Origin of the sequence: Clostridium sp. (assembly GCF_030532265.1) — a bacterium.
Classification (GTDB): Bacteria; Bacillota; Clostridia; order Clostridiales; family Clostridiaceae; genus Clostridium.
In genome coordinates, this window is the sequence record NZ_JAUNLM010000014.1 from 1 (window position 1) to 12910 (window position 12910).

A 12910-nucleotide genomic window follows, 5' to 3' on the forward strand; every position below is an offset into this window, starting at 1 on the left:
GAACAATCCCCTCCTAAGGGATAGATACAGGTTCGATTCCTGTTGGGAGTGCCACTTATATATAAGAAAAGGCTTAACCGTAATGGTTAAGCCTTTTTATTGTGCTTAAAAGGTGACAAAAGTTTGTATTAGTACATTAGAAATAGTTTAATTCAGTTTTTATTATGTAATAAAATTTTACTTTTTAAGTAATTAAAACTTACCTCTTTTTAAAAAATTACTTTTGAATACGTTAACATAAAGTTAAAGGAAATATTAGGAGGTAAATAATAATGAAAAAGAAAAGTTTAATTGCTGTAACTCTTTCAGCAGTTATAAGTTTAGGTTTATTTGCTGGGTGTGGAGCAGATAAAAAAGAAGAAAAGGCATCAGGAGAAACTTTAACAATTTATTGTGGTCTTATGGAAGATCATATGGTAAAAGCGGTTGAAGAATTTAAAAAGGAAACAGGAATAGATGCACAAGCGGTAAGAATGTCATCAGGTGAAATACTTGGCAGAATAAGAGCAGAAAAAGATAATCCTAAGGCTTCAGTTTGGTTTGGAGGCCCAGCAGATGCATTCGTTCAAGCTGGAGATGAGGGATTATTAGAAGCTTATAATTCACCAGAAGCAAAAGAAATACCAGATAAATATAAAGATCCAAAAGGATTATGGACTGGAATTTATGTTGGTTATTTAGGATTTGCTTCAAACTCTAAATTATTAAAAGAAAAAGGAATAGAGGCTCCAAAAAGTTGGGCAGATTTATTAAAACCTGAGTTTAAAGGTCAAATTTCTATGGCAAATCCAGGTTCATCAGGAACTGCATATACAATGCTTGCTACTATTGTTCAACTTATGGGAGAAAAAAAGGGAATGGAGTATATGGCTAAATTAAATAAAAATATTAAGTCATATGAAAAGTCAGGAACTGCTCCAGCTAGAATGGCAGGACAAGGTGAAGTTATGGTTGGTATTTCATTCTTACATGATGCAATTAAATATAGAGAAGAAGGAATGAAGGATTTAGTTTTAACTGCACCTAGTGAAGGAACTGGATATGAAGTTGGTGCTGTTGGTATATTAAAAGGTGCTCCAAATCAAGAGGGAGCTAAAAAGTTTGTAGACTTTGTTTTATCTAAAAAAGGTGAAGAAATAGGACAAACTGTTGGTTCATATCAATTTTTAACAAATCCAGCTGCAAATAGTCCAAGTCAAGCAGCAGAAATTAAAGATACTAAACTTATAAATTATAATTTAGAATGGGCAGGAAGCAATAGAGGTAAATTAGTAGAAGAGTGGAATAAAGCAATAAAAAAATAAATTTAAAATTTTAAGGTAAGGACAATATACTATTTAATAAATAGTATATTGTCCTGCTAAGTTTAGTTGTTTTTATAAGCTGAAGGGAGAAAATAATCATGTCAATGTACACTAGGAAGTTAAAACTAAAGCATGAATTAAGAGATATGAAAAAGATATGGAGAGATCCGATACTTTTAACTACAATAATATTTCTTATAATTTCATTATCAATATTCATATTATATCCTTTGTATTCAGTACTAAAGGTAAGTTTTATAGATGCAGGTAAAGAGTTTAGCTTTGCATCATATAATCAAGTTTTAAAAGACTTAGATTTTAGAGCAACATTTTGGAATACTATAAAACTTGGAGTAACTGTTGGAGTATTATCAACTATAATTGGATTTATATTTGCTTATGCAGATGCGTACATAAAATCACATTTTAAGAAATTATTTAAATTAGTATCTATATTACCAATAATTTCTCCACCTTTTGTATTAGCATTATCAGCTATTATGTTATTTGGACAATTTGGTATTATAACTAGACAATTACTTGGAATGAATGATGCTAATATTTATGGATTTAAAGGCATTGTAATGGTTCAAACTATGACATTTTTTCCAATAGCCTATCTTTTATTAATTGGATTACTTAAAAAAATTGATCCAGCTTTGGAAGAGGCTTCAAGAAGTATGGGAGCATCAAGGTGGACAACTTTTAAAACAGTAACATTACCTCTTATGCTACCTGGGATTGCAAATGCATTTTTATTAACTTTTATTGAAGTAGTAGCGGATTTCTCAAATCCTATGGTTATTGGAGGTAGTTATTCAACATTAGCAACTAAAATATATATGCAAGCAATAGGAAATTATGATATGAGTGGAGGAGCTGCAGTTGCAGTTATACTTTTAGTTCTTTCAGTTCTTTTATTTGTATTAGAAAAGTTTTGGATTGAAAGAAAATCATATGTAACAGTAACAGGTAAGGCATCAAAAGAAAGAATATTAATTGAAGATTCTAATATAGTATGGCCAATAGATATATTCTGCTTATTAGTTACTATATTTGTATTAGCATTTTATATTTTAATACCGTTAGGCGGATTCTTTAAGGTAATGGGTGTAGATTATTCATTAACTTTAGAGCATTTTAAATATGTATTTGATTTAGGATTTGAATCAGTAAAAGATACAGTAATATTATCACTTTGGGCAACACCTATAACAGGAATTATAGGAATGGTTATAGCATTCTTAGTTGCAAGAAAGAGATTTATTGGTAGAGGATACATTGAGTTTGTATCATTACTAGCTATGGCAGTTCCAGGTACTGTTTTAGGACTTGGATATATAAATGCGTTTAATGCAAAACCATTACTTTTAACAGGTACATGTTTAATTATAGTAATTGCTTTTGTAGTTAGAAGTTTACCAGTAGGAATAAGAGCTGGAATAACTTCACTTGGACAAATAGATCCAGCAATAGAAGAAGCGGCACAAGATTTAGGAGCTAATTCTAAAAAAGTATTTACATCTGTTACACTTCCTCTTATTAAATCAGCTTTCTTTAGTGGATTAGTATATACATTTGTAAGAAGTATGACAGCAGTAAGTGCAGTAGTATTTTTAGTTACACCTAAGTATCAATTATTAACTGCATCAATACTTTCACAAGTTGATACAGGAAGATTTGGTGTTGCATCAGCATATTCAACTGTATTAATAGTTATAGTTTATATAGCTATAGCATTGATGTATTTTGGGTTAAGTAAGATGGGTGTAAGTAAATCAAGTGATAGTGTTATATAACAAAGTAAGGAGTTGTAGTAATTATGGAAAGAAGCAAAGGTGTAAATATAAAAAATTTAACTAAGATATATTTAAGTCATAATAAAAATTCAGAGTTTAAGGCTGTTGATAATATATCAGTAGATATAAAAGCTGGTGAATTTGTAACTCTTTTAGGTCCATCAGGTTGTGGTAAAACAACTACATTAAGAATGGTTGCTGGATTTGAAATACCTACAGAAGGAGAAATTTATCTTGGCGGTGATAAAATAAATGATTTAACACCAGATAAGAGAGATACAGCTATGGTTTTCCAAAGTTATGCGTTATTTCCTCATTTAAATATATTTGATAATATTGCATATGGATTAAAGCTTAAAAAAATGAGTAAGGAAGAAATTAAAGAAAAAGTAAATAATATAATAGATCTTGTTGGTCTTAAAGGTATGGAAAATAGAAGTCCAAATCAACTTTCAGGAGGTCAACAACAAAGAGTTGCCCTTGCAAGAGCATTAGTTATGGAACCGGGAGTATTACTTTTTGATGAGCCTTTATCAAATTTAGATGCAAAGCTTAGAGTTTATATGAGAACTGAAATAAGAAAAATTCAAAAGAAAACAGGAATAACTGCTATATATGTAACTCATGATCAATCAGAAGCTATGAGTCTTTCAGATAGAATTATAATTATGAAAGATGGAATTATAGAACAAGTTGGTACTCCTGAAGAAGTATATGGAAAACCAAGTAATAAATTTGTTGCGGAATTTATAGGTAATGTAAACTTTTTAAAAACTAAAGTTGAAAAGATAGAAGACGGAAAAGCTTTAGTTAAAATTGGCGAAAACAAATTTAAACTTAATTATAGTGGAAATAAAAAGGTTTCTGATGAAGTTAGTGTAGTTTTAAGACCAGAAGCAATAGAAATTGGAAAGGAAGGAATACTTGAAGGGAAGGTTATATCATCAACATTTATGGGATCATATCAGGATTATATAGTTGAAGTAAATGGTGATAATATTTGTATAGAAGTAACTAATCCTAAAGCAAAAGAACATTTCTCAGAAGGAGATATGGTCAAGCTTAATTTTAATCCACAAGTTCTTCATATTGTTTAGATTTAGATATATCCCTTTAGTTAAAATATTATTTTATATTATATATAAAATAGGGGAGGCCGATAATGGAGATAAGGGATATTGTAATTAGATTATTTTTAGCTGTTTTAATAGGGGGAGCTATAGGATATGAGAGAGAATTTAAAAATAGACCTGCTGGATTTAGAACTCATATATTAGTATGTGTAGGTGCTACAGTAGTTTCTTTAATACAATCTCATATGGCTGAAACGGCAATGAATAATATAATATTACATCCTGAATTAAGTAATGTTATAAAGGTTGATTACGCAAGGCTTGGAGCACAAGTAATAACAGGAGTTGGATTTTTAGGGGCAGGTACTATATTACATGATAAAGGATCTATAAAAGGCCTTACAACTGCTGCTTCTATTTGGGTAGTTGCTTGTGTTGGATTGGCTATAGGAATGGGTTATTACTCTATAGGTATACTTTCAGGAATATGTATAGTATTAGTTCTTGGGGTACTTAAGAAGTTTCAAAATAAATTTATAACTCAACCAGATTGCATAAAGGTTCAAGTATCATATGTTGACAAAAAAGATGCGTTAGAATATATTGAAAGTTACTTAATGAGAAAAGCTATAAAAATAAAGAATATAGAATTTTACATTAAGGATAATATTAAAGGGTATAATAACGTTGATAGCTGCTTATATACTATTGAAATTCCTAGGAGTATTGATATAAGCAATTTAATTAGCGAATTATCTAGAAGCGATAGCATTTTTAGTGTTGAGTTAGTAGAAGATTAAAAGAATGTTGCAAAATTAATTTTGCAACATTTTTTATGTTTAAAATGGAATTATAAAATAAGTTAAATATTAACAATATGTAAATTGGATTAATAAAAACATAAAATATATTATTTTATATGTATAATCAAATTATGAGTAAACGTTATCGTACATTTAAAAATAGAATTACAATTGCATTTATAATAGTATCAATATGTCCATTTTTAATATTTGGATTTTATAATTTAATTTATACTTATAATTCAACAAGAAAAGAAGTAAAAAAATTTACTTTAGCAAGTATTAAAAATAGTTCTGAAAATATAACAAATTCAATGGTTGGCTTTAGTAATATGGTTGACTTTATATCTTCTAATAATGAAATTATAGATATAGTTAAAAGTGATGATAAAAATAATAATGAGAAAAAATTTAAAAATACACAAAAGTTATATAATATAACCTCAACTTTAATTTCAACAATGCCAATGAAAATGCCAATACATATTATAGACAAGAATAAGGTAAGTAGGTATTCATCAACTAATTATTATAAACCAATATATAAAGATGTTTATGGGGATTTTTACAAAAGCTTAGAAGAAGATGAAAATAGAGTTCATCAAAAGATTTATAGAAGATTTGATAGTGAATTACATCAGGATATAGTTTTGGTATTAGGTAAGGCTATAGTAGATAAAAATAAGAAGGTTATAGGATATGTAATTATTGAGATTTTAGAAAAATATTTTAATCAATATATTGATGATGTAACCTTTTTTAAGGACAGTAATATATACGTTACTGATATAAATAATAAAATAATAGTAGACAGGAACCATATAGAGAATGTAGGGAAAAGTTTAAATGATGTAATTAATAAAAATGATAAAATTTATTATTCAAGTAAAGATATAAAGAAATTTAATGTTATTTCTACCATTCCTAAAAAGGATTTGTATTATGAGTTACTAAGTAATATAAAGGTATTTTTGATTTTGATATTAATTGTAATTATTTTAGGAACAATAGTTATTTATAATATTAGTAAAAGAATCTCAAATCCAGTACATGAAATGAGTGAGGTTATTAAACAAATTGAGGATGGTAATCGTAATATAAAGGTTAAGTATAGTGGTGATGATGAGCTAGGTGAACTTTGTGATAAGTTTAATTCAATGATACAAGAAATAAATAGGCTTATAGAAGAAGATTACAATAAAAGAATATTAATAAATCAAGCTAAATTTAATGCTTTAAAAGCTCAGATAAATCCACATTTTTTGTATAATGCGCTAGGAACTATTAATTGGATGGTAAAGTTAGGTGAAAAGGATAAAGTTACAAAGATGATAAATGCTTTATCAAAACTTTTTAGATATTCATGTAAAAATAGTGAAGATGAGGTTCTTATAGGAGAAGAACTCAAAGCTATAGATAATTATTTATACATACAAAAAGTTAGATATGAGGATAAACTAAATATTGAATATTTAATAGAGGATGAAATAAAAAATTGTGAAATAGTAAGATTAACCCTTCAACCAATCGTGGAAAATGCTATAATTCATGGACTTTCTAATAAAGCTGGTAAGTGGAAGATTATTATTAGTGGAAAAATAGAAGGTTCTGATATAGTATTTGAAATTAAGGATAATGGGGTAGGTATAGGAAATAGTAAACATACTGGAGAAGGCGTTGGAATTGATAATGTTGATACTAGAATTAAGATACAGTATGGAGAAAAGTATGGTATAAGTCATAAATCTGAAGAAAATTTAACTGTATTTATTATAAGAATACCTTTAAGGGAGGCAGTAAATGAAAAAAGTTCTTTTAGTTGATGACGAAATATATTCATTAAAAGGTATGGAAGTAGTTATTCCATGGGATGAAATTGGTTGCGTTATTTGTGGATCAACAACTGATTCTAATGAGGCTATAGAAATTGCAATTAAAGAAAAGCCTGATATTGTTATTACTGATATAAATATGCCTTGTATAGATGGTCTTGAATTATTAAATATATTAAAGGGTAAACTTCCAAGATTACAAGGTATAGTTATAACTGGGTATGACGACTTTAAGTATGCAGTAAAAGCAATAAAGCTAAATGTTATAGATTTTATACTTAAGCCATTAGATGAAGAAGAGTTAATTTGCGCCGTAAATAAAGCTATTAATAAACTTGAGATATTTAATAATGTTGTTAAGCCAGATAGAAAATTATTAGATATTGTAAGGGGTGAAACTAATTTAGCCGATATATATAATTATTTTACAAGTGATTGTGTAGTTATGGCTTTTATAGATATTAATAAAAGAGATGATAAAAAAATACAAAACTTAATTGATAATATTTATAAGGAATTAAAAATTAACAATAAATATTACATATTAAAACCTCATAATTACAGAATTGTTTTAGTTATAGATGGAGAAGTTAAAGATGTGGAACATTTATTTAAAGATATATGTAAAAAAGAATTATCTATAGCTGTAACTAAAGCACATAAATTAAATAATATAATTAAGTGTTATGCTGAAGGAAAAAAATTAATTGAAGAAACTTTTTATTTAGGTTATGGAAATATAGTTAGTAAAAATCAAGAGAGAATTAATATGTCAGAAAAAGATATAAGAAATAATTTAGATAAGGTTTATATAGCATTAAATGGAGAGAGTAATTTACTTATAAGAAATAGCATAGAAGATTTATTTAAATTTTTGAAGGATAATAGAATTAATAAGGAAATATGTACAAGTATAACATTGGATATTTTATTTAAATTAAGGGGAAGTATTGATATTTTAAAAAATAAAGAAAATAATATTGAAATTAAAGAAATAGGGTTAACTATAGATTATTTGAAAAGTATAGTAATATTAGAGTCAGAAAGGTATATTGAAATAAAAAAAGAATCTTGTTGGATTAGAGAAGATAGAAGTATTGATAGATGTATAGAGATTATAGAAAATAATTATATGGAAAATTTAAAGTTAAAAGATGTAGCAAAGGAATTATATTTGAATGAATCTTATTTTAGTAGAAGATTTAAAAGTACTGTTGGAGTAGGTTTTAATGAATATCTAACTAAAGTAAGAATGGAAAAGGCTATAGAATTTTTGAAAAAAGGTAAGAAAATTAAAGAGGTATCAAGAGAAGTTGGCTATATAGATTATAGAAACTTTTCTATAAATTTTAAAAAATATACAGGTTTTAATCCAAGAGAATATAAAAGGAAATTGAGCTAGATAATTATCTAGCTCAATTTAATTATTAATAATATTTTAGTGTTAAAAATATATACAATTTTAATGATTTATATAAAAATGTTATATTTATATAACAAAAATGTAAAATATTGTTGTATAATTATATAAAGATAACTTTATATAATTACTAGATTATCACTAATTTATTGAAATCTTAATATAACTTACATTTAAGCTTTTTAATTGATACTTAACTTTAAGCGACTTAATATAAATAAATTTTGTATAAAGGAGAGATTTTTTATGAGTAAGGTATTAAATAATAAGTCATTAGGGTTGTATGTAGTTGGTATTTTATCTAGTGTTTGTATAATTTCTGTAGTTGGGCATATACTTATATACTTATTGTTTGATATTATTAATTTAAGAATGATAACTGTAACATATATTTCTTTGTTTTTAGGTTGTATTTTAAAATTAATTAGCTTTCTTTACTAAATGTTTAAGTTTAATTAAATTAATTTATACTTTATATAATATAAAACCTTCTTTTTGATTTAATTCTTTAGATTCTAAAATATTTTCTTTAAATTAATCAGCAATATATTTTAAATAAATAATTATGCAAATATATAATTATCATAATAAAAGAAGTAGAAAAGCTAATAATAAATTATAAGTAACATATTAATAGTTATTTATAGTTTTAATACAACTATATTATAAAGATATATCTCTAAATTATTTAAAATAAAAGGCCTAATTTTTTGTAAGGTCTTTTATTTTTTTGAAGATAAATTTTTTTACTTAAAAAATTTATATAATTTATATAAGGAACTAATAAGTTTAAGAAATAATGTAAAAATGAGCAAAAGAAATAAGGCTTAGAAAATTAAATGGAAGCTTAAAAGTTATTTAAAAAAGTTTTTGCAGAAAGAGAAATATAAACAGTTATAGGCGTTTATATAATAAATGCTATTAATGAAGTAACTGTATGTATAATTTTAGAAGTTATAATGGAGTTTTTAATAATACATTTTTAGATGTATTTTATTGATTTACTCTGTAGAAAAGTTATACACTTATATGAGGATAACATATTTAAACATATAATTTATAAAATTGACTAATGAGAATAGGAGAGTGAATTATCAAATGAAAATTGCAATTGCTGGAGCCGGTGCAATGGGCTCACGTTTTGGGTATATGCTACATGAAGCAGGTAATGAAGTTTTATTAATAGATTTATGGAAAGAACATGTAGATACTATCAATAAAAAAGGATTAACAATTGAGGAAAATAAAATAAGTAAACAAGTTAATATTAAAGCTGTATTACCTAAAGATGCAAAAGAAACACCAGATTTAGTTATACTTTTTACTAAATCAATGGGGCTTGAAAGTATGTTAGAATCTATAAAAGGAATTTTAGGTAAAGATACAAAGGTATTGTGTTTATTAAATGGATTAGGACATGAAGATACAGTTGCAAAGCATGTTGATAAGAAAAATATTTTTATGGGAGTAACTTTATGGACAGCTGGATTAGTAGGTCCAGGACATGTTACATTAACAGGTGATGGTAGTTTAGAGGTACAAAATATTTATCCTAACATGGATAATGAAGCAAAGAAAATTTGCAGGGTTTTAAATAAAGCTGGTTTAAATGCACATTATAGCGAGAATGTTTTATTTTCTATATGGCGTAAGGCATGTGTTAATGGAACGTTAAATAGTTGCTGTACAATTTTAGATTGCAATATAAAAGAATTTGGTGAAATTAAAGAATCTGCAAGTATTATACGTAAAATAATTAAAGAATTCTCTGAAGTTGCTAAATATTATGGAGTAAAGCTTGATGTTGAAGAAATTGCTAAAGGAATTGAGAATATTTATGATCCAAATAAGGCTGGGGAGCATTATCCATCAATGCATCAAGATTTAATTCAACATCATCGTCTTACAGAAATTGATTATATTAATGGGTATGTATCAAGAAAGGCTAAAGAATTAAATATAAATACTCCTTATAATGATTTGATTACTAGTTTTATTCATGGAAAAGAGCAATTATTAGTTAAATAAATATAAAAATCAATAATAAAGGATATACTCAAAATATTGAGTATATCCTATTTTTATAAAATAAATATTATTTAGAAATTTTCTCATAAATTATAGGGCTTTCAAATCCAAAGGTTATTTTTCCATCTTTTTTAAATACTTCACTAACTTCTAAAATATTATCTTTTACGGTTTCTTTTAAAATAAATGTTGTTTCTGAATTAAAATAGCTTATGCTTTCCCCTTTAAATTCACCATTTTTATAAATATAAGTCATTGGGGTGAATTTTTCAGATATTTTTAAGTCATTAAAATTCATTTTTAAATTTAAATTATCATTTCTAAAGTCTTCTTTTTTAATATTATTAGGAATATCATATGAAGTTAAAACAATATTTCCATCAGCATTTAAGTTGAATAAGAATAAGTGTGGAAGAGAGTTTTTAAAGTTACCTATTTCGTAATAGCTTTCTTCCAATACAAAAAATCCATGAAAATTAGTAGGAATATTAAAAATTTTATCGTTGCAAATACCATTTATATGCATAGCTTTAGGATGAATTAATTTATTTTCCTTTAGTTCTAGACTTACTTGATTCTTGTTGTCAAAAGTTCCACATAAATTATTTATAAAAGTATTTAAAATATTCAAGATTAACACCTCCAAATAAATTCTATAAATTAAGTATATTACTTTGAATATACATAAGATAGAAGAAATATAAATAATTATATAATTTTAAATCTTTAAGATAATGGAGAAGGAGATATGAGCATTCAATCAAAGATAATTGATAAATTAATAAAGATAAATATCCATAAATGTGAGAAAGGAAAAATTATTATGGAAATGAGGTGTTTAAGAAATATTGATAGTAAATATAACAAGTATGAGAAGCTTTTTAAGAAGGCTATATCAAAATTAAATGGAATTACAGAAGTTTATTTAGATTCGAATAATGGTTTTGTAATTATAAATTATGATGAAAATAAGCAGAATAAAGAAAACATAATTGATTGGGCATATAAAATTAGGAAAATAGGAATAGAAAATGTAGACTTGATAAAAAATAAAGGGAGAGACAATTTACCTTATGTAGTAAAAATTTTAGAAAAAAAGTTAGAAATAGAAGCAAAAAAGTATTTGTTAAAAAAATAACTAACAAAAATCGACAAAGTTCAAAGCGTTGGTATAACTAGCTTAATAAGACTTTTTACGACATAAAAATACAAGGTATTGTTAAATATATAACAATAGCAATAAAAATAGTTAAAATTTTAACATATTCAAACCAAAGGTTTGAATTTGTATATATGTAAATCTTTTTCTCTATGATATAATGAAAAATAATATATTTAATTTGAATTATGGGAGAGTGATAATTTTTGGACTCTAGTTATACGGGACAAATAATTTTATTAATAGTGCTACTTATTCTTTCTGGATTCTTTTCAATGTCAGAAACAGCATTAATGTCTTTAAGTAAAATTAGAATTAGACACATGGTTGAAGAAGGGGTAAAAGGAGCTAAGCTCGTAGAAAAATTAATAGAAGATCCAAATAAGCTTTTAGGAGCTATTTTAATAGGAAATAATATAGTTAATATAGGTTCATCTGCTATAGCTACTTCGTTGGCTGTTAAGATTTCAGGTGGAAGTGAATCAGCTGTTGCTATTGTTACAGGAGTAATGACGGTTCTTATACTTATATTTGGTGAAATTACACCTAAGTCTATTGCAAAACAAAAATCAGAAAATGTATCATTAAAAGTTAGCAAACCAATAAAATTTTGTGTTTTTATTTTTAAACCCTTTGTATCCATATTTACTGTTGTGTCAGCAGTATTTATTAAACTTTTAGGGGGAGACCCAAAAGCTACTGAACCATTTATTACAGAAGAAGAGCTTAAGACAATGGTTGGTGTAAGCGAAGAAGAAGGTGTACTTGAAGATGTTGAAAAAGAGATGATATTTAATGTTTTTGATTTTGGTGATTTACAGGTTAAAGATGTAATGGTTCAAAGAGTTGATATTACTGCTGTAGAAGTTAATTCAAGTTATGAAGAACTTATGAAAGTAATAAAAGAAGATCAATTTTCAAGAATTCCTGTTTATGATGATACAATAGATGATGTAGTTGGAATAATAAATGTTAAAGATCTTATTATAGCTGGATATGAAGGTGAAGAATTTGATGCTAAAAAATATATGCGTGAACCTTTATATACGTTTGAATTTAAAAAAATAATTGAACTTTTTAATGAAATGAAAAAATCTAGAAATCATATGGCTGTTGTTCTTGATGAGTATGGTGGTACAGTAGGAATTGTTACAATTGAAGATTTAGTAGAAGAAATAGTTGGTGATATTGAAGATGAATATGATAAAGAAAGAGAAATGATTGAAGTCATTAAAGAAGATGAATATGTTGTTGATGGAAGTGCTAGGCTAGATGATGTTAGTGATCTTATTGGAGTTAATATGGAGTCAGAAGAATTTGATTCTGTAGGTGGTTTAATTATTGGAGAACTTGGTACAATTCCTAGTAAGGGCCAAGAAGTAATGATTGGAAAGATAAGATTTGTAGTTGAAGAAGTTGAAAAAAATAGAATTTTAAAGGTAAGAATATATACTTAAAGTTAGAGGACAGATAATCTGTCCTTTAATTATAT

General features: G+C 26.1%; 11 protein-coding genes. 10 read left to right on the forward strand and 1 reads right to left on the reverse strand.

Annotated features, from left to right (window positions below; translation table 11 throughout):
• The first annotated feature begins 272 nt into the window (after window positions 1–272).
• The 8 genes from Q4E08_RS04980 (at window position 273) to Q4E08_RS05015 (ending at window position 10259) form a co-directional block, all read left to right on the forward strand.
• On the forward strand, window positions 273–1304 hold the full coding sequence (locus Q4E08_RS04980) for an ABC transporter substrate-binding protein (RefSeq protein WP_303129050.1): 1032 nt from the start codon (window positions 273–275) through the stop codon (window positions 1302–1304).
• A gap of 98 nt (window positions 1305–1402) precedes the next feature.
• Window positions 1403–3103 carry an iron ABC transporter permease gene (locus Q4E08_RS04985; RefSeq protein ID WP_303129054.1) on the forward strand — a complete coding sequence of 567 codons (1701 nt, stop codon included), beginning with the start codon at window positions 1403–1405 and terminating at the stop codon, window positions 3101–3103.
• Between the two features lie 23 nt (window positions 3104–3126).
• Window positions 3127–4200, forward strand: a complete 1074-nt coding sequence (locus tag Q4E08_RS04990) for an ABC transporter ATP-binding protein (RefSeq protein WP_303129056.1) — start codon at window positions 3127–3129, stop codon at window positions 4198–4200.
• 65 nt (window positions 4201–4265) lie between these two features.
• A complete protein-coding gene (locus tag Q4E08_RS04995) occupies window positions 4266–4976 on the forward strand; it encodes an MgtC/SapB family protein (RefSeq protein WP_303129057.1) in 711 nt (236 codons plus the stop codon).
• A 134-nt stretch (window positions 4977–5110) separates the two neighbouring features.
• Complete coding sequence (locus tag Q4E08_RS05000; RefSeq protein WP_303129058.1) at window positions 5111–6802, forward strand: sensor histidine kinase; 1692 nt, start codon at window positions 5111–5113, stop codon at window positions 6800–6802.
• Window positions 6780–8213, forward strand: a complete 1434-nt coding sequence (locus tag Q4E08_RS05005) for a response regulator (RefSeq protein WP_303129059.1) — start codon at window positions 6780–6782, stop codon at window positions 8211–8213. Before Q4E08_RS05000 ends, Q4E08_RS05005 begins: the two co-directional genes overlap by 23 nt.
• 264 nt (window positions 8214–8477) lie before the next feature.
• A complete protein-coding gene (locus Q4E08_RS05010; protein WP_303129060.1) occupies window positions 8478–8672 on the forward strand; it encodes a hypothetical protein in 195 nt (64 codons plus the stop codon).
• Between the two features lie 657 nt (window positions 8673–9329).
• A complete protein-coding gene (locus tag Q4E08_RS05015; RefSeq protein ID WP_303129062.1) occupies window positions 9330–10259 on the forward strand; it encodes a 2-dehydropantoate 2-reductase in 930 nt (309 codons plus the stop codon).
• Window positions 10260–10326: 67 nt separating this feature from the next.
• Here Q4E08_RS05015 and Q4E08_RS05020 read toward each other — a convergent pair whose 3' ends face one another.
• Entirely contained in the window at window positions 10327–10890 is a 564-nt protein-coding gene (locus Q4E08_RS05020; protein ID WP_303129063.1) for a hypothetical protein, read from the reverse strand.
• A gap of 117 nt (window positions 10891–11007) precedes the next feature.
• On the opposite strand from Q4E08_RS05020, the gene Q4E08_RS05025 reads away from it, so the two are divergent.
• A complete protein-coding gene (locus Q4E08_RS05025; protein WP_303129065.1) occupies window positions 11008–11397 on the forward strand; it encodes a hypothetical protein in 390 nt (129 codons plus the stop codon).
• 227 nt (window positions 11398–11624) lie between these two features.
• Window positions 11625–12875, forward strand: a complete 1251-nt coding sequence (locus Q4E08_RS05030) for an HlyC/CorC family transporter (protein WP_303129067.1) — start codon at window positions 11625–11627, stop codon at window positions 12873–12875.
• The last annotated feature ends 35 nt before the right edge of the window (window positions 12876–12910 follow it).

Bases quoted from the DNA above. Each gene is read 5' to 3' on its own strand.
- Q4E08_RS05025 (WP_303129065.1), top strand. From the start codon at position 11,008: ATGAGCATTCAATCAAAGATAATTGATAAATTAATAAAGATAAATATC.
- Q4E08_RS05015 (WP_303129062.1), top strand. From the start codon at position 9,330: ATGAAAATTGCAATTGCTGGAGCCGGTGCAATGGGCTCACGTTTTGGG.
- Q4E08_RS04990 (WP_303129056.1), top strand. From the start codon at position 3,127: ATGGAAAGAAGCAAAGGTGTAAATATAAAAAATTTAACTAAGATATAT.
- Q4E08_RS05000 (WP_303129058.1), top strand. From the start codon at position 5,111: ATGAGTAAACGTTATCGTACATTTAAAAATAGAATTACAATTGCATTT.
- Q4E08_RS04985 (WP_303129054.1), top strand. From the start codon at position 1,403: ATGTCAATGTACACTAGGAAGTTAAAACTAAAGCATGAATTAAGAGAT.
- Q4E08_RS04980 (WP_303129050.1), top strand. From the start codon at position 273: ATGAAAAAGAAAAGTTTAATTGCTGTAACTCTTTCAGCAGTTATAAGT.
- Q4E08_RS05010 (WP_303129060.1), top strand. From the start codon at position 8,478: ATGAGTAAGGTATTAAATAATAAGTCATTAGGGTTGTATGTAGTTGGT.
- Q4E08_RS05005 (WP_303129059.1), top strand. From the start codon at position 6,780: ATGAAAAAAGTTCTTTTAGTTGATGACGAAATATATTCATTAAAAGGT.
- Q4E08_RS04995 (WP_303129057.1), top strand. From the start codon at position 4,266: ATGGAGATAAGGGATATTGTAATTAGATTATTTTTAGCTGTTTTAATA.